The following is a 16,202-nucleotide window of genomic DNA, read 5'->3' as shown; positions in this document are numbered from 1 at the left end:
TCATGCTCAGATCGCCGTGAAGCCGATGGCGCCGGCCGATTCCAGCGCCATGTCGAAGGTGACCTCGCCCGCATGGTCGCCGCGGTATTCCAGCGCCGTGACCTGGAAGGGTCCCTCCAGGATGCCGAAGGAGGGCACCACGATCTGGAAGGTCTCGATCAGCCCGTCGAAGAAGAGTTGGCGCAGGCGCAGGTCCGACGCCTCGTCGCGGAACACGCCCGCCCCCGAGATCGCGGCGCGGCGCATGCCGGCGCCCGCGAGCAACTCGCGCCAGCGCCCGGCCGAATCCGCGTTCGTGACGTCGACGGCCTCCGCGTTGAAGGCGATCTGCCGGGCGCGCAGCCCCGCCACGGCGACGAAGCCGCCGCTGCCGTTGCCGGCCTTGATGAGGAGGTCCTTGCCTTTCTGGGCGGTCATCGGGGGCTCCGGTCGCGAGGGTTCAGGCCGCCTCGGTGACGGCGTCGAGGATCAGGACGCAGCGCGCTTCGCCGCTCGCCTCGTCGCGGGTGGCCTTGAGCGCCTGCACCCGGCAGGTCACGAGGGCGTGGCCGGCGGGGGCGAGACCGCCCTCGCTCAGGAGCGCGGCGATGCGCTCGGCCGCGTCGAGGCCGGTGCGGGCGGAGCCGGGCTTGGCGAAGACGACGAGGGCGTGGCTGTGGGCGTGGCGGGCCGCGCCGTCGACGGAGGCGTCGCGGATCTCGGCATCGCCGAACATCGCGTAGACGGGCGCGGCACCCCGCGGCGGCTCGTCGTGGAGGCGCAGGCGCCCGCCCATCAGGCCGATCAGCGTCGCGTCGGCGGCAAGCCGCGCGAGGATCGCCGCGCGCAGGGCGAGGAGCGGGCTCACGGCGTCTCCTCCGGCACTTCCTCGACGCGGCAGACGAGGTCGCCGCCCGGCGGCCCGGCGGGCGCGAGGCTGCGGATGACGAAGCGGCGCGGGCCGGCGCAGAGGCGCATCGCGGGCGCGAGGCCGCTGCGCGCGCGCAGGGTGATGCGGTGGGTGGCGACCGGATCGCCGCGGCCGCCGCGCAGGCGCGTGCGCTCCGCCTCGCCCACGGGCTCGATCGCCCCCCACAGGACCGGGCCGGAGACGTAGCGGCGGAGTACCCCGCCGAACCCGTCCGGGTCCTCGACCGGGCGTTCGAGCACGAAGCGGCGGCGGCGCGCCCCGAGGGCGGGCCGCGCGGAGGGACGCGTCATGAAGGGGCGGGCCATGGCGGCGACTCGCGGTCAGAGGGTCAGGCGGCGATAGGGCGCGACGAGGGCGGCGGCGTCGGGCGGCAGGCCGCCGGCCGGCTCGTCGCCGCGATGCTCGAACCAGAGCGCCGCGAGGCGGCGGATCGCGAGCAGGATCGGCGGCGGCACCGGCGGCCCGGCCCCGCCATGCCCGGCCCCGAGCTCGAGCGCGAGGCTGCGGCCGAGGAGCGGCGGCGCGCTGCCCTCGACGAGGAGGACCGGCGCCTCGACGCGGTCCGGCCCGAGGCGCAGCAGCCCGGCCGGGAGCGCGGTCGCGGTGCCGTCCCGGGCCAGCAGGTTCGCCGCCTCGATCGCGACGACGGGGGCGAGGGGCAGTGTGAGCCCGCCCTCCGACGGCCAGGCGGGGAGGACGAGGCGGAAGCGGCCGGGCACGAGGATGCGGCGCGTCTCCGCCTCGATCCGCGCGCGGGCGGCCGCGAGGAGGGCGGCAACGAGCCCGTCCTCCGCGGTGTCGTCCGGGTCGAGGCGCAGGTCGAGCCGCATCTCGGCGAGGCTCACCGGCTCGACGGCGGGTCCGTCGAGCCGTATCGGAGGCGTCGGGAGGGCAGGGCTCATGGATCCAATCTCCGGCCGGGCGCGGCCGATCGGGCGGCGTGCGCCGGGCTTGCGTGTCGGTGCGCGCGGGCTCGGGGCGCGTCTGGGCTCTGCCGCGCTCGCCCTCGGGGCGCTCGCCGGACCGGCCGGCGCGGTGGTGGGGGGCCGCGAGGCGCCGGAGGGCGCCTCCGGCAGCGTCATGGTCCTGTCCTCGGACGGGGGCGTCTGCAGCGCCGTGGTGCTCGCCCCCGACACGGTGCTGACGGCGGCCCATTGCGCGGCGGGCCGGGCCGAGCACCGGGTGCATTACCGGGAGGGGGCCGAGCCGGTGCTCGTCGAGGTCGCGGGCCGCGCGGTGCATCCGGGCTACGATGCCGGCGCCATCGCCGGGCGGCGCCGCTCGATCGACCTCGCGCTCCTGCGCACCGCGACCCCGCTGCCCGCGCGCTTCGCGCCCGCGCGCCTCGCCGCGGACGGGCCGCGGGCGGGGGAGAGCCTCGTCCTGTCGGGCTACGGCGTCGCGCGGGCCGGCGAGGCGCGCACGACCGGCACCTTCCGCAGCGCGAGCCTGCCCGTGGTGGAACCCTACGGCCCGAGCCGCATCCTGGTCTGGCTGAAGCCCGCCGCCGGCCCGGCCGGCGCCTGCCAGGGCGATTCCGGCGGCCCGATCGCCCGCGGCGACGGCGCCATCGTCGCCGTCACGGCCTGGGTCGGAGGCGGCCCCTGCGGCGCGATCTCACAGGGCGTCCTTCTCGGCCCGCAACGGGACTGGCTCGACCGCACCCTGCAGGGCTGGGGGCGGCGGGCCGTGTGGGAGTGAGGGGCCTAGGGACCGGAATCCGACGCCTGGGACTCACGCGCGCGGGGCTGCTTTCGACCCTGGGCGGGCGTTGGCGCGAAGTCCGCATCACCCTGCAAGGTCCCGTTGCGGTGAGAGGTTCGTGTGTTCAAACTGCCGTCAGCCAAAATCATCCGGAGCCCGTCGCGCAGTGTCTGCCGAATCGACCAAGGGGCCAGCCTCGTATTTTCCATCGATCGAGAAAAAATACGGTCGGCCCATTCGTGAGTGGCAGCAACTTGTCCGTGAAAGGCTTCCGGCCAAGCACATGGAATTGGTCGCGATGTTGAAGGGCGATCACGGGATGGGTCATGGACACGCCAACGCGATCGTGGCGCACGTCCTGGCAGCAGAGAAGACGTGACGGTTCTTCGCTGCCCCATCGCTCGGGCCGCTCATCACCTTGAGCGGACCCTCCGTTGAACGAAGCCGGCAACCTCAAGCGCGACGGTCAAACCGGAGGCCAGAATCCTGGCCCACGGCCCCGGTTCGGGACCCTGTGTGTGGACAGATGTCGACCGCTTGGAAGTAGAGACGATCCACCCGCTCGATTTGTTCGCTGGGCCTGAAACGAAAAGCCCCGCCGAAGCGGGGCTGAATCCACGATGCCGTCTGCGGCGCCTCAGGCGGCCAAGTCGCAATCGGCGTCGTCCGGCAGATCGACCCCATCCGGGTCGAACACGAGGGCGAGTTCGTCAGAGCCGTCCCACGCCTCCCACGCCTCTTGCGAAAGCTGGTCGACGAGCGTGTTCCGGCCGGATGCGTAGAAGGCGGCCGCGTGAGCGGCGCCAGCCTCGAGGGCGGCCGTCATCTCGTCACGGACTTCGACGGCCTTGGAGGCGCCCGTCGCTATCGTAGCCATCTCACAGTTCCTTGCACAGGTAGGTCGCGCGAACGCGACGCAACGCGTACGGGGAATAGCCGTACCTTTCGTATTTGGCAGGGTCAACGGGGTTCTTGATCAGAACCCGTTGGCAACCTAGGAGCTTGGCGTACTCCTCGGCGCAGGCCAGAATTGGCAGCAGGACCCCTCCACGCAGGTAGTCTGGCGCGAACGATCTTTCAACCCAGTTAAGCGTGAGGTGCGTCTTCCCGTCCGACGGCTTGCCCAATGCCATTCCCTGGAGAACGAGTTGACCTTCGATTCGTTGCCAGATCGCGAGGTCGAAGAAGGATGGGATCGGTAGAAACTTCCTGTGCAGCGTCTCCCAGCTCTCAGAAAATCCGCGATGTGTCTGATCTGAGTAGTGCTTCGGCCATTCGAGGCGGGCACAATCCGTCGCGCCCTTGTCGATGGAACCGAAGACGACGCCGTTCCAGGACGAGGCGTGCTGGGAGCGCCTGATCTTGACCAGAAAACTCTCGGCGACAGCTTCCCGCGAGGCCGTGCGGAGGGCGTAATATTTCGCGTGCTTCGGGGTTATGACCATGGGGACGAGCAGGACGGGCCGGGTCGAGTCAGTCTGGTCGGGCGGATACGCGGGAAGCAAACGGAAAATAATAACCTCAGGTTGATTTTTTTGCAGTCTCGGAGGCTTGGGCTCCGTGCCTTGCCTCGCCTCCGCCTTCACGCCCTCCGCAGCGCCCGCTTGGTGCATTCGCGAGCCGACCCGCGCGAGACTCCGCACTCCACCCCGTGGAGGATCCGCCTCCACGCCTGACGGCTCCGTGAGGAGGCTGGCGGGAACCGGAGCTTGGCCGGCCCATTGCCTTACGCTACGCTCCATTCGACTGCCGCCTGCACCCGGCCTGCGAGAGAGACCCGATGTTCGCGATCCCCTTCCGCAAGGCCGTCCTCGGCGCCGCGCTGGCGCTGAGCCCCCTCGGGGCATTGCCGGCGCAGGCCGTGATCCAGGGCGAGGTCTCGCGGGACCCGAACGGGCTTCGCGCCTCGGTGGTGCGGATCGAGAGCACGCAGGGCGAGATCTGCTCCGGCACGCTGATCGCGCCCGACCTCGTGCTCACCGCCGCCCATTGCGTGATGCACCGGGCGGGCTACAGCGTCGTGGCGGTCGACCGCGCGTTCCGCCAGCGCCGCATCTCGGCCGTGGCGGCCTCGATGCACCCGGATTTCGTGCCCGGCACGACGCCGGAGGACCAGCCGGGCGTCGACCTCGCCATGATCAAGCTCGCCGAGCCGCTCGGGCCGGACTTCCAGCCCCTCGACCCGCGCGGCGCCGGCTCGATCTCTAAGGGCGATCCGGTCGACATCGCGGGCTTCGGTGTCGTGGCGGAGAACCGCCGCAACACGGCGCGCACGCTGCGCCAGGCGCATCTCGTCTCGATCGGCTCGCTGCAGGTCGCCAACCGCGTCACGGTGGTGACGGACCGGCGCCGCTTCGCCGAGACGGTGGGCGCGGGCGCCTGCCTCGGCGATTCCGGCGGCCCGATCCTGCGAGGCGGCCCCGGCGGCTACCAGATCGTCGGCGTGGTGAGCTGGTCGAGCGGGGCCATGCAGCAGAACACCCGCCAGCGCACCGCCTGCGGCGGCTTCACGGCCGTGACGCCGCTCGGCGAGCACACGGGCTGGATCAGCGCCCGCGCGGCCGAGCTCTCGCAGCTCCAGGCCGGCGAGGCGGCAGCGCGCGCCCCCGGCCGCACGGACTGGATGGCGCGGCCCGGCCGGCGGCGGCAATAGCCGGCCTCCGCGGGGCCGGTCAGTAAGCCCTGGCCGGCCCGGTCACCTGGACCTCGACGTCGAACGCGCCGAAATGGTCGGGCAGCTCGGCGGCGGCGTCCGGCGTGTGGACGAAGACCACGAACGCCCATGCCTCGCCGCTCTTGCTGACGCCGAGGCCGGCGGCCCGGTCGGCGTGACCCTCGATATACTGGGCCATGAAGGCGGCCTTGGCCTTCATGGCGGCGGATTTCGAGGCCAGAAGTTTCTCGCGCCGCTGATCCATGGCCGGGTCCCTCACTGGCCAGTATAGATATCGAGGTTTAACAAGTCCAAAACAGTCTGGATCGGGTTCGCATAAGTGATGCCACCGCCCTGCGGGCCGCCGGATTCTGTGCCGGCAAAGAGCAGGGCCGCGGGGTGACCCTCCTGCGTGAAGATGAGCGAGCCGCTGTCGCCGCCGCTCGAGAACGCGCCGGCCGATCCGGCGATGGCGAATTGCTGGTCGAAGCGCGCGATCTTCCGCGTCCGGCCCGGCATCCGCACGACGACGTTGTCGACGCCGATCGCCAGGACGGAGCCCTCCGTGTAGCCGGTCGTCCGCCCGACTTTCCGGACCGGCGCTCCGGCCAGAATCAGATCGTCCACGGTCGCAACGCTCCAGTCCGCCCGCAGGCACAGGGGATCGCTGACACGATCGGTCGTGCGGCCCACGCCGTTCGTGAGCGGGGCGAACGCACAATCCACCAAGTTCGCGGCATCCGGGGCGAAGTCAATCGGTACGAAGTCGCGAAGTTCGGCCACGTGCGTGGTCGGCAGGGACCCGCAGCCGCCATCCGCCCGTCCGGGCTGCAGGATGACGTCGCCGCGGGCGCCGGCATTGGTCGCGGCCAGGACATGGTTGTTCGACAGGATGCCGACATCGCCGCTCGTCCGGCACCGGACGAAGCATCCGAGCGTGCCGGCCGTGACGGCAGCGTGCCCGACCGATCCGCCGATCCGCAGAGGACGGCATGTCCCGGCATTCACCGGCGTCTGGCACCGGACGGGCCCGGTGACGATCACCTCGGCCTCGCGCTCGCCGACGATCCCGAGGGCCATCTCGACGATCGCGGAATGGCGCAGGCGCTCGTCCTGGACGAAGATGCCGATCTTGAGGTCGGCCTGCACGCGCGGGCGCCGGAGCAGGCCGAGGGCGATCTGTTCGCTCGCATCGAGGGACCGCCGCCTGCGCGCCGTCAGGATCCGGTCGAAGATCTCGGTTCCGCGGGGCGCGGCGAAGAGCGGGCCGTCGCTCTCCTCCAGCGACGCCGAGGCCACCTCGCGGAAATCGAAGGCCTTCCGGAAAATCTCGGCCTTGGCGTTGATCGCCCCGTCCCGGTTCATGTCGCGCCGTCCCCCCTCGCAAGCCCGGGACATCTAGGGCCGCGTGACGGGCGAGGAGAAGCCGCTGTTCCGGAGAAAACATCGCTCAGGTTATCAAATATCGCGAATGTGACGGAAAGACAGCGAATTCTGCAACCTGAAGGATGATTATCGCGGCCGCCCATCACGGCGCGGAAGCCGGATCCGGGCCCCCGCGGGAGCCGGGATCCGCCCGCCTCAGGCGAAGCGCAGGAGCTTGATCGCCTCGTGGTCCTGCACGCCGCCGCCGACGCGCTTCGTGGTGTAGAACAGCACGTAGGGCTTGGCGGAATAGGGGTCGCGCAGGACCCGCAGCCCGGCGCGGTCGACCACGAGGTAGCCGCGGCGGAAATCGCCGAAGGCGAGCGCGTGGCTGCCCGCCGCGATGTCGGGCATCGCCTCCGCCTCCGCCACGGGGAAGCCCAGCAGCGTCGCGGCGGCGCCCGCGGCCAGCGGCGGCTGCCAGAGGTAGTTGCCGTCCGCGTCCCGGAACTTGCGGATCGTGCCCTGCACCCGCCGGTTCATCACGAAGGTGCCGTTCTGGCGGTAGGCGGCGCGCAGGCCGTAGACGAGGTCGAACAGCACGTCGGAGGGGTTGGCGGCCGGGAAGCCCGCCGAGACGCCGGTCGCGACGAAGCCGATCTTGCCCGGCACCCAGGCGGAATTCGCCACCGTGTCGGCGGCGAGGAAGCCCTTCGGGCGGCTGACGCCGTTGCCGCTGACGAAGGCGGTGCCCTCCTGCTCGGCGAAGGCGGTCTCGACCTCGTCGGCGAGCCAGGCGTCGATGTCGACCACCGCGTCGTCGAGGAGCGTCTGGGTCGCGGCGGGCATCGCGTAGAGCTCCATCGCCGGGAAGCTCAGCTCGGACAGGGTCGGCCCGTCGGTCTGCGGGCGCGCCGCCGCCTCGGCGACCCAGCCGGCGGCGGCCGCGCTCTGCGACATCGCCCGCTTGTACTGCCCGGCCGAGATGGTGCGCACGGTGGCGAGCGCCCGGATCGGCGAGAGGGCGGCGAGGCGGCGCAGCACCTCGCGCTCGATCGTGGGCGGCACGAGGTAGCCGCCATCGGGCCCCGAGCCCGCCGAGAGCGCCTTCTCCTCCAGCCGCTTCAGCCCGGCGCTCTCGCCGGCCCGCACGTAGAGGTCGAAGGCCGCCTTGTGCTCGGCCCCGAGCCCGTCGCGCGGGCCGCCGGTCTCGGCCCCGGCCAGGGGCGGCCTCGCGCGCTCCAGGCTGATCCGGTCGAGGCGCGTCCGGGCGGCGTCGAGCGCCGCGTCGATGCGGGCGAGCTTCTCCTCGGTCACGACGTCGGCCGAGAGGCGCCGGTCGATCTCGGCCAGCCGCGTGTCGTTCGTCGCCTTGAAGGATTCGAAGGCGGTGGCGAGGTCGGCGAGCGCCGCCTTGGTCTCGCCGGCGCCGGCCTTGTTCTCCAGGGCGGGGGCGGTCTTCGTCTCGGTCGTGTCGGGGAGGGTCATGCGGCGTCTCGCTGTTGGGAGCGGAGGGGTCAGGCCCGCAGGCCCGGCCGCAGCCGGATCGCGGGGGTGGGGTGGGAGCGGGTCTGCAGGCCCGGGCCGCGCCGCGGCGGCGCCAGCCGCCGGGCGAGCGAGCGGATCTCGGCGACGAGCGGCCCGGCATCGCTGCCGGCGATGCGGGCGCCGGGCTGCAGCGGGAAGGTGACGAGGGAGATCTCCCAGAGGTCGATCGACCGCAGATGGCGGTAGCCCGCCCGGTCGGGGGCGGCCCGGAGCGTGCGGAAGCCGATCGAGAGCCCGTCGACCGCGCCCTCCCGCATCAGGGCGTCGATCTCGCGGGCCCGCTGCACGGCGAGGTTGAGCCGGCCCTCGACGCGCAGGCCGCGCGCATCCTCGGCGAGGGCGATCCAGCGCCCGATCGGCTCGGCCGGATCGTGCTGCCAGAGCATGCGCACCCCCGCGGGGCCGCGGGCGCGCAGCGTCTCCGCGAAGGCGCCCGCCGCCACCACGTCGCGCCCGAGATCGGGCACACCGAACAGGCTGGCATAGCCGGCAAAATGGCCGTCCATCGGGGGACCTCGCGGGGAAGGGGTGTGGTCGCCTCTCCCGTTCGGGGAGGGCGCGTGCGCGTCAGCGCACCGGGTGAGGGGTTCGCGTCATCCGGACACGGCGCATCCCTCACCCCAACCCTCTCCCGGACGGGAGAGGGGGCGCGGGGCGCCGCCCGCGGCCGGCCGCCGCAGGCCCGTCGTCAGCCGCCCGGCCCGTAGCCCACGGCCTCGCGCTTCTCGTCGGGGGTGAGGAAATCCGCCCCCTGCACGCGGCGCCAGAGGGATTCGCGCTCGGGCGCCAGGGCCTCGATCGCGTCGAGGTCGGGTTCCAGGCTCGCCGGGCCGAAGGCGGGTTCCAGCCAGTGGGCGAGGCTCTCGGCGGTGCGCCGCACCAGCGGGATCACGGTCTGGCGGTAGAAGGCGCGGTTGGCCTCGGCGTAGTTGGCGTGGGTGTTGTCGCCGGGCAGGCCGAGGAGGAGCGGCGGCACGCCGAAGGCGAGCGCGATCTCGCGGGCCGCGCCCGCCTTCGCCTCCACGAAATCCATGTCCTTCGGCGACAGGGCGAGGGGCTTCCAGTCGAGGCCTCCTTCGAGGAGGAGCGGGCGCCCGGCATTGCCCGCGCCCTGGTAGTTCGCCTCGAGCTCCCCCTTGAGCCGGCTGAACTGCGCCTCGCTCAAGCTGCCGCCGGCGCCGCCGAAGACGAGGGCGCCGGAGGGCCGCGCCGCGTTGTCGAGGAGCGCCTTGTTCCAGGCGCCGGCCGCGTTGTGGATGTCGAGGGCCACCGCCGCCGCCTCCATCGGCGAGAGCCCGTAATGGTCGTCGAGGGGGTGGAACAGGGTCAGGTGCAGGATCGGCGGCAGCCCCGCGCCGGTCTGGTCGAAATGCAGGCGGCGCCCGCCGACGTCGTAGGCGTAGGCGGCGGGCCAGCCGTCGGGTCCCGGCACCACCCGCATCCGGTCGGGCCGCAGCACGTGGATCTCGCGGGGGCGCCCGTCGAGGCTCACCGCCTCAAGGTAGGCGTTCCCCGAGACCATGAGGTGCCCGTAGAGCGCCTCGAGGAGCCGCGCGCCGCCCTGGCGCGGGTTCGGCCGGGCGAGCAGCGCGGTCAGCGGGCGCGCGGCCTCGGCGCTCGGCCCCGTGAGGATCAGCGGCAGCGCGGCCGCGGCCTCGGCGACGAGCCGCACGGCCCGGTGCACCACCGCGTTGCGCTGGAAGCCCTCCCGGGCGAGCGCGCCGCCCTCCCGCGCCGTCCAGACGGCGCGCCCGTCCCCGTAGAGGGCGAAGCTCGGCCCCGCGAGGGGCGCGGCCTTCGCGGCCGGCACGTATCCCGCGGCCCGCGCGAGCCGGGCGATGAGGTTGGGCATCGAGGATCCTTGTCGAGGGACGCCGCGGGCTCCCTCTCCCGTCCGGGGGAGGGCGGGGGAGAGGGCGGGGGTAAGGGATGCGGCCTGTCCGGGGAGGTCGCATCCCTCACCCGGTCCGCGTGGCCGCGGACTCAGACTTCCCGGACGGGAGAGGTGGCGCGCGCCTCCCCTACAGGCGCCGGATGCGCGGCTCCGGTGCCGCCCGCAGCAGGAGATGCGTCAGGGCCCAGACGAGGGCGTCGAGGCGGTCCGGCGAGGCGCCGGTGGAGAGGCCGTCCGGGCCGAAATCGCACATCTCGTCCTCGAGCGCCGGCAGCGCGCCCACATGGCGCACGCGCCCTTTCGCGTAGAGCACCGAGACGGGCTCGGCCCGCAGGTACTTGCCCCGGCTCGCCCGCACCGCCGTCACCGGCACGCTCGGGTCGACCTCGCGGAGGACCGCCTCGGCCATCTCGCCGCCCTGGTTCACCTCGACGACGAGGGCGTCGGCCTGGAGCCGGTGGTAGAGGGCGAGCGCCGCCGAGGCCCAGGCCTGGGGCGTCGCCCGCGCCAGGGTCGCGTCGGCCAGCACGTAGGCATTCGCGCCGAGGGCGCCCGCCGCCACGATCCCGCAGGCATCCGCCCCGGCCCGCGAGGAGGCCGGCGGGTCGACCGCCACCACGATCCGCGCCAGCGCCTCGGGGGCGCAGGCGATGCGGGCCGCCTCCAGCCCGGGCCGGGTCCAGAGGGCGTCCGGCCGGTCCTCGATCAGCTCGCCGTCGAGTTCCTGGCGCCCGAGCCGGGTGCCCGCGTAGCGACCCACCACCTCCGCCAGGAAGGCGGGGGCGAGGTTGTCCGCGTTGTCGGCGGTGCGGGCGCGGGTCAGGACCGTGCGCGGATCGGCGATGAGCCGCCGGATCAGCGGGATCGGCCGCGGCGTGGTCGTCACGAGCCCGCGCGGGCGCCGCCCGAGGCGCAGGCCGAATTGCAGCATGTCGTAGGCGGCCTCGCCGTGCCGCCACTTGGCGATCTCGTCCGACCACGCGGCCCCGAATTGCGGCCCGCGCAGCGAATCCGGCTCCTCGGCCGAGAAGGCCAGGGCCACCGCCCCGTTCGGCCATTCGAGCCGCCGCCGCGAGGGGGACCAGCACGGCCGGGAGCCCCGGTCGGGCAGCGCGAGGAGGCCGGAGGGCCCCTCGATCATCACGTCGCGCACATCCGCGACGGTCTCGCCGACGAGCGCGATGCGCCCGACCGGCTCCGACGTGAAGGCGGGATCGCCCATCGCCAGCGCGCTCACCCACTCGGCGCCCGCCCGGGTCTTGCCGCAGCCGCGGCCGCCGATCAGCGCCCAGGTCGTCCAAGCTGCGCGGTCCGGCCCGCAGGGCGGCAGCTGGTCGGCGCGGGCGAGGTGCAGCCAGTCACGGGCCAGGGCCGCGAGGAGGCGGGGCGGCAGGCTCTCCAGGAAGGCCGGCAGAAGCCCGCTCGCCTGCGAAAGCCGCATAGCGGCGCGCGATCTCCGCGCGCAGGGCGGGCAGGTCGAGGGGCGCTCCCTCCCGGCCGGCGGGGACATCCTGCGCGTCGGAGCCCGGTCGGCGCGTGGCATGGCCGTCTCCGTCACGCTGCGGCGGCGCCGCGTCGAGGTCGTCGAGGAGGCGCTTCAGGCCGCCGAGGTCGCGCAGCACCCGCGCGGAATCGGGCAGGCCCGGCTCCTCGCGCAAAGCCGCGTCGAAGCGCACGATCTGGCGGGCGACCTGGGCGTGCAACGCCGCCCGCAGGGCCGGGCCGGCGAAGCCGTCCGCCTCCCGCCGCATCGTCCGGCCCGCGGCGGCGCGGCGGCGCACCGTCAGGCCGTGGGAGCGGAGGAAGCCGCGGGCGGCCCAGCGGCTCGGGGAGAGGGCCGCCTCGAGGTCGCGCGGGTCGATCGTCGGGTTGTGGTAGAGGCGGCCGAGGCTCGCGACCCGCTCCGGCGTCCAGGCCGGTCCGGGCATGTGTCCGCGCGCCTTCGATCCGCTCCCCTTGGATCCCTGCGCATGGGATGCGTGCGTCGCGCGCCAGCCGAAGCGGCGGTTCCAGCGCCGCAGGGTGAGGGGCGCGACACCGATCTCGCCCGCCAGCGCCATGAGGCTGCGCTCGGTGCCGCGCACCAGCGCCTCGGCGGCCGCGACACGCTCGGGCGGGTATCGGCCGATCCGCGCCATCGTCCCCGCCGTCTCGTCACACTTCTGGAGTGTTCCCGTTTTGTACCCGAGGAGCGCACCGCTGTCAACCTGAAAAAGCCTAAGACCGGCTTTTATTCCGGATGGCGCGGAGGGTGCGTACGCGGTCGTACCTGCCGCTCAGGCCGAAGGCTCGGAGAGCCGCGCCCGGTGGCGCGCCACCACGTCCCGGATGGCAGGGATGAGGCCGCTGCTTGCGGGCCAGGATTCGAGGGCCTCGGCCAGGGCGTCGACCGCCCGGATCTGGGCGCTCAATCCGTCGATGCCCGACAGGTATTCCCAGATGGCGCGGTCCGCGTGCTCGACGCCGGCGGGGTCGTCGGTCGCCGCGAGGCCGTCGAGGGTCTTCAGGAGGGGGTCCAGGGCTGTCATCCCGCTCCATATGGGGCGGCTCATCGCCCTCGGCGACGGGCGGAGCCGCCGCTCCGGCAATCGTCCCGGTTCCGTGCCGGGGGCCTGCCGGAACGGGGCATGGCTCGGCACGTTGACCGGCGCCTGCATTGCGCACATCAGCGAGGGCAAAGGGCGAATCGGGAGAATCATGGCAGCGGAAACACCAGTGTCCGGGGTGGGCCACGGCCGCTTCGAGGTGGGGGACGCGTTCCGGCGCTTCGCCGATTTCGTCCCGCTGATGATGTGGCGCGCCGATCCTCAGGGTCAGGCGGTCCACCACAACGAATGCTGGCTCGAATTCACCGGGCGCAGCGCCGAGGAGGAGATCGGCGACGGCTGGCGGCGGGGCCTGCATCCGGACGATTTCGCCCGCCACGCCGCCCTCGTCGCGGAGGCCTATTCCGAGCGCCGCCCCTTCACCGTCGAGTTCCGCCTGCGCCGCCACGACGGCTCCTATCGCTGGCTCCTCGAGACCGGCCGCCCGCTGGAGGACGATGCCGGCTTCCACGGCTATCTCGGCTCCTGCTTCGACATCACCGACCGCAAGCACGCCGAGGAGCATATCGAGCAGGCCCTCTCCGAGAAGGAGGCGCTGCTCGCCGAGGTCTACCACCGGGTCCGCAACAACCTGCAGGTGATGGTCAGCCTGATCGGCCTGTACGGCCGGGCCGCACCGGACCCCTGCCGGGGCAGCTTCGAGGCGCTGGGCCAGCGGGTCCGCGCGATCGCGCTGGTGCAGCAGCACCTGCACGAGGCGCCCCACATCGCCTCGATCGACCTGCGCGACTACCTGCACCGGCTCGCCTCCGGGCTCGGCCAGTTGCGCCGCGCCGGCCGCATCGGCGTCACGGTCGGCGGCAGCGGCACCGGCTTCGTCGAGCCCCGCACCGCCAACGCCCTCGGCATGATCGTCGCCGAGGTGGTGGCCGAGTGCCTCGACGCCACCGCCGAGACGGTGGCCTGTACCATCGCCATCACCATCGACGCGGCGGCCGGCGGCCCGGTGCGGCTCACCGTCGCCTCGGGCGCCGGGGAGGCGGCGGAGGCCGGGCGGCCGGACGTGCCGAAGCTCGGGCCGCGCCTCATCGCCGCCTACGCGGCCCAGGCCGAGATCGCCGTGCGCGGCTCCGCCTCGATGGACGATCCGCTGGAGCTGCAACTGCCAGAGCCGCGGGTCGACGACGCGCCCTGAACGCCGCCCGCGATTCGCATCCGCCGGGCGGCGCGCCTATATCCCGCCCGACGCTGAACCCCTCGACCGGCCGCCGATGCTTCCGCCCCTACCGACCATCATCGAGAATTTCGAGTTCCTGGAGGAGTGGGACGACCGCTACGCCTACGTGATCGAGCTCGGCCGCGCGATGCCGCGCCTGAGCCCGGAGCATTGCACGGAGGAGAACCGGGTCCACGGCTGCGAGAGCCAGGTCTGGCTCGAATCGCACCTCGACGAATCCGGCCCCAAGCCGATCCTCGCCCTGGCCGGCGAGAGCGATTCGAGCATCACCCGCGGCCTCGTCGCCCTGATGATCGCGATCTACGCCAACAAGTCTCCGGAGGAGATCGCGGTCACCGACGGGCTCGACGTCTTCCGCCAGCTCGATTTCGGGAACCACATCACCTCGAAGCGGGCCGGGGGCCTGCGCGCCATGAACGAGCGCATCCAGCGCGAGGCCCGCAAGCTCAGCGCCTGACCGGCCCGTCTCTCCCCTCACCGGACCCCTGGGGCCGCCCTCATTTGGGGGCGCAGCCGATGCAGATCCCCTTCTGGATCCGGTCGTCCTCCTTCTGCTGCGGCGTCCGCTCCGTCCGGTCAGTCGCCGTCGTCCCGCCCGCGGCGGCACCCGGCGGCTTGGTCCGGCCGACCGAGGAGGTGTTGGGCGCCGTCACCGTCGAGGCCGGCCCCCCGCCGGTCCCGGTCTCGGCGGGAGCCTGGGCGGCGGCGGGCAGGATCGTCAGGGCGGCCAGCGTCAGGCCGGCGGCGAGGGGGCGCATCGGGGACATCGGGGTTCTCCTTCCCGGCCCCAACGCCGCAGGGCGGCTCAGGTTCGCCCTCAGGCCGTACCGAGGTAGCGCTGCTCCAGATGCCGCCGGAAGGCCGCCGTCCCGAGCGGCGCCCCGGTCGCCTCCTCCAGGATGCCGTCGGTGTCGAGGAGGCTCCCCCTCTCGTGCACCCGCGCCCGCAGCCAAGTCCGCAGGGGCGTGAAGTCGCCCCGTCCGAGAGCCGGGACAAGGTCGGGCTGCGCGGCCTGCGCCGCCTGGAAGAGCTGGGCCGCCGCCATCGCGCCGAGGGTGTAGGTGGGGAAGTAGCCCCAGCTTCCGCCCGGCCAGTGGATGTCCTGCAGGCAGCCGAGCCTGTCGTTCGGAACCTGCAGGCCGAGGAGGTCGCGCATCCCGTCGTTGAAGGCGCCGGGCAGGTCCGCCACCGTAAGGTCGCCCGCGATCATCGCGGTCTCCAGGCCGTAGCGCAGCAGGATGTGGGCCGGGTAGGTCATCTCGTCGGCGTCGACCCGGATGAAGCCGGGCTCGACCCGGACATGCAGCCGGTAGAGGTTCTCCGCGCTCCAGGCCGGCCCCTCCCGGCCGAAGGCGTCGCGCAGAAGCGGGGCGAGGTAGCCCGCGAAGGCGCGCGACCGGCAGGCCTGCATCTCGACGATGAGGGACTGGCTCTCGTGCAGGCTCATGCCGCGCGCCTCGCCTACGGGCTGTCCGCGCCACGCCGCCGGGCGGCCCTGCTCGTAGAGGGCGTGGCCCGTCTCGTGCAGCACGCCGAGGAGCGCCCGGGTCACGTCGGCCTCGTCGTAGCGGGTGGTGATGCGCACGTCGTCGGTGGCGCCCCCGCAGAACGGGTGCAGGCTGACGTCGAGGCGCCCGCGGGTGAAATCGAACCCCATGGCCCCCATCAGCGCGAGCCCCACCTGCCGCTGGCGTTCGACCGGGAAGGGGCCGTCGAGGGGAATGGGCGCCGGCTCCGCCGCCTGCCGGGCCCGCGCCTCGGCGACGAGGCCGGGCAGAAAGTCCCGCAACTGCGCGAAGAGCGGGTCGATCCGCCCCTGCCGCAGGCCCGGGTCGTACCCGTCGAGGAGGGCGTCGTACGGCGAGAGGCCGAGGCGCTCGCCCTTCGCACGCCCGATCTCCCGCTGCAGGCGCAGCACCTCGGCCAGCGCGGGGGCCAGCGACGCGAAATCCGAATCCTGTCGGGCCTGCCGCCACGTCATCTCCGAGCGCGAGACGGCCCGCGAATTCGCCTCGACGAGGTCGCGCGGTACGGAGACGGCGTGCAGGTAGGCGCGCCGCATCTCGCGGAGATTTGCTCGCCGCCAGGGGTCGAGGCCCGTCCCCGCATCCTCGGCCGCGGCGAGGAGGTCGGCGGTCTCGGGCGCCGTCAGGATATCGTGGGCGAGGCCCTTCAGGACGGCGAGCTGGTCGGCCCGGCCCGCGGCCGCGCCGTCCGGCATAAGGGTCTGCGCGTCCCAGCCGAGGATGCCGGAGGCGTCGCCGAGGGCGTGGAGACGCGCGAAGCGCTGCTCGAGGTCGAGGTAGGCCTGCATGCTGTCTCCTGTGCTCCTGGCTCCGGCCCGG

Annotated in this window: 21 protein-coding genes; 5 read left to right on the top strand and 16 right to left on the bottom strand. The window is 73.3% G+C overall.

The window, feature by feature from the left end:
* Nucleotides 1-6: 6 nt before the first annotated feature.
* The 4 genes from J2X36_RS20605 to J2X36_RS20590 are packed head-to-tail and all read right to left on the bottom strand — an operon-like array spanning nucleotide 7 to nucleotide 1,812.
* A complete protein-coding gene (locus J2X36_RS20605) occupies nucleotides 7-417 on the bottom strand; it encodes a phage major tail protein, TP901-1 family (protein ID WP_132254824.1) in 411 nt (136 codons plus the stop codon).
* A gap of 22 nt (nucleotides 418-439) precedes the next feature.
* On the bottom strand, nucleotides 440-847 hold the full coding sequence (locus J2X36_RS20600) for a DUF3168 domain-containing protein (RefSeq protein WP_245516601.1): 408 nt from the start codon (nucleotides 845-847) through the stop codon (nucleotides 440-442).
* Nucleotides 844-1,215, bottom strand: coding sequence for a head-tail adaptor protein (locus J2X36_RS20595; protein WP_310353248.1), 372 nt, complete (start codon nucleotides 1,213-1,215; stop codon nucleotides 844-846). Before J2X36_RS20595 ends, J2X36_RS20600 begins: the two co-directional genes overlap by 4 nt.
* 15 nt (nucleotides 1,216-1,230) lie before the next feature.
* Nucleotides 1,231-1,812: a hypothetical protein gene (locus J2X36_RS20590; protein WP_310353245.1), complete on the bottom strand. Its 582-nt coding sequence runs from the start codon at nucleotides 1,810-1,812 to the stop codon at nucleotides 1,231-1,233.
* Here J2X36_RS20590 and J2X36_RS20585 point away from each other — a divergent pair.
* Nucleotides 1,811-2,611 (top strand): trypsin-like serine protease, encoded by an 801-nt coding sequence (locus tag J2X36_RS20585; protein ID WP_310353243.1) that lies wholly within the window; start codon nucleotides 1,811-1,813, stop codon nucleotides 2,609-2,611. The genes J2X36_RS20590 and J2X36_RS20585 overlap by 2 nt on opposite strands.
* 169 nt (nucleotides 2,612-2,780) lie before the next feature.
* Nucleotides 2,781-2,993, top strand: coding sequence for a DUF4287 domain-containing protein (locus J2X36_RS20580; protein WP_310353240.1), 213 nt, complete (start codon nucleotides 2,781-2,783; stop codon nucleotides 2,991-2,993).
* 258 nt (nucleotides 2,994-3,251) lie between these two features.
* Here the strand turns inward: J2X36_RS20580 and J2X36_RS20575 are convergent, their stop codons facing one another.
* Together J2X36_RS20575 and J2X36_RS20570 are read right to left on the bottom strand one after the other, a co-directional pair.
* On the bottom strand, nucleotides 3,252-3,491 hold the full coding sequence (locus J2X36_RS20575) for a hypothetical protein (RefSeq protein ID WP_310353239.1): 240 nt from the start codon (nucleotides 3,489-3,491) through the stop codon (nucleotides 3,252-3,254).
* 1 nt (nucleotide 3,492) lies between these two features.
* The gene (locus J2X36_RS20570) at nucleotides 3,493-4,200 is read right to left on the bottom strand and encodes a hypothetical protein (protein WP_310353238.1); all 708 of its coding nucleotides are present in this window, start codon (nucleotides 4,198-4,200) and stop codon (nucleotides 3,493-3,495) included.
* A gap of 194 nt (nucleotides 4,201-4,394) precedes the next feature.
* On the opposite strand from J2X36_RS20570, the gene J2X36_RS20565 reads away from it, so the two are divergent.
* Nucleotides 4,395-5,267 carry a trypsin-like serine protease gene (locus J2X36_RS20565; protein WP_132254829.1) on the top strand — a complete coding sequence of 291 codons (873 nt, stop codon included), beginning with the start codon at nucleotides 4,395-4,397 and terminating at the stop codon, nucleotides 5,265-5,267.
* Between the two features lie 19 nt (nucleotides 5,268-5,286).
* On the opposite strand, the gene J2X36_RS20560 is transcribed toward J2X36_RS20565, so the two are convergent.
* The 8 genes from J2X36_RS20560 to J2X36_RS20525 form a co-directional block, all read right to left on the bottom strand.
* Nucleotides 5,287-5,532 (bottom strand): hypothetical protein, encoded by a 246-nt coding sequence (locus J2X36_RS20560; protein WP_310353234.1) that lies wholly within the window; start codon nucleotides 5,530-5,532, stop codon nucleotides 5,287-5,289.
* 11 nt (nucleotides 5,533-5,543) lie between these two features.
* On the bottom strand, nucleotides 5,544-6,665 hold the full coding sequence (locus J2X36_RS20555; protein WP_310353232.1) for a hypothetical protein: 1,122 nt from the start codon (nucleotides 6,663-6,665) through the stop codon (nucleotides 5,544-5,546).
* A gap of 183 nt (nucleotides 6,666-6,848) precedes the next feature.
* On the bottom strand, nucleotides 6,849-8,120 hold the full coding sequence (locus tag J2X36_RS20550; protein ID WP_310353229.1) for a phage major capsid protein: 1,272 nt from the start codon (nucleotides 8,118-8,120) through the stop codon (nucleotides 6,849-6,851).
* A 29-nt stretch (nucleotides 8,121-8,149) separates the two neighbouring features.
* Nucleotides 8,150-8,686: an HK97 family phage prohead protease gene (locus tag J2X36_RS20545; protein WP_132254833.1), complete on the bottom strand. Its 537-nt coding sequence runs from the start codon at nucleotides 8,684-8,686 to the stop codon at nucleotides 8,150-8,152.
* A gap of 182 nt (nucleotides 8,687-8,868) precedes the next feature.
* A complete protein-coding gene (locus tag J2X36_RS20540) occupies nucleotides 8,869-10,032 on the bottom strand; it encodes a phage portal protein (RefSeq protein WP_310353227.1) in 1,164 nt (387 codons plus the stop codon).
* Nucleotides 10,033-10,201: 169 nt separating this feature from the next.
* A complete protein-coding gene (locus J2X36_RS20535; protein WP_132254835.1) occupies nucleotides 10,202-11,515 on the bottom strand; it encodes a DNA-packaging protein in 1,314 nt (437 codons plus the stop codon).
* Complete coding sequence (locus J2X36_RS20530; RefSeq protein WP_310353223.1) at nucleotides 11,433-12,212, bottom strand: hypothetical protein; 780 nt, start codon at nucleotides 12,210-12,212, stop codon at nucleotides 11,433-11,435. Before J2X36_RS20530 ends, J2X36_RS20535 begins: the two co-directional genes overlap by 83 nt.
* 138 nt (nucleotides 12,213-12,350) lie before the next feature.
* Nucleotides 12,351-12,602, bottom strand: a complete 252-nt coding sequence (locus J2X36_RS20525) for a hypothetical protein (RefSeq protein WP_310353220.1) — start codon at nucleotides 12,600-12,602, stop codon at nucleotides 12,351-12,353.
* 169 nt (nucleotides 12,603-12,771) lie between these two features.
* Here J2X36_RS20525 and J2X36_RS20520 point away from each other — a divergent pair, with 169 nt between their 5' ends.
* Both J2X36_RS20520 and J2X36_RS20515 read left to right on the top strand, forming a co-directional pair.
* Entirely contained in the window at nucleotides 12,772-13,815 is a 1,044-nt protein-coding gene (locus tag J2X36_RS20520) for a PAS domain S-box protein (protein WP_310353217.1), read from the top strand.
* A 76-nt stretch (nucleotides 13,816-13,891) separates the two neighbouring features.
* On the top strand, nucleotides 13,892-14,314 hold the full coding sequence (locus tag J2X36_RS20515) for a SufE family protein (protein WP_310353214.1): 423 nt from the start codon (nucleotides 13,892-13,894) through the stop codon (nucleotides 14,312-14,314).
* A gap of 40 nt (nucleotides 14,315-14,354) precedes the next feature.
* Here J2X36_RS20515 and J2X36_RS20510 read toward each other — a convergent pair whose 3' ends face one another.
* Together J2X36_RS20510 and J2X36_RS20505 are read right to left on the bottom strand one after the other, a co-directional pair.
* Nucleotides 14,355-14,624, bottom strand: a complete 270-nt coding sequence (locus tag J2X36_RS20510) for a hypothetical protein (RefSeq protein ID WP_405029829.1) — start codon at nucleotides 14,622-14,624, stop codon at nucleotides 14,355-14,357.
* A gap of 50 nt (nucleotides 14,625-14,674) precedes the next feature.
* Complete coding sequence (locus tag J2X36_RS20505; RefSeq protein ID WP_310353213.1) at nucleotides 14,675-16,171, bottom strand: carboxypeptidase M32; 1,497 nt, start codon at nucleotides 16,169-16,171, stop codon at nucleotides 14,675-14,677.
* Between the last annotated feature and the right edge of the window lie 31 nt (nucleotides 16,172-16,202).

The sequence above is a fragment of the Methylobacterium sp. BE186 genome (genome assembly GCF_031457035.1).
In the GTDB taxonomy this organism is placed as follows: domain Bacteria; phylum Pseudomonadota; class Alphaproteobacteria; order Rhizobiales; family Beijerinckiaceae; genus Methylobacterium; species Methylobacterium segetis.
This window is presented reverse-complemented; position numbering and strand designations above follow the sequence as displayed.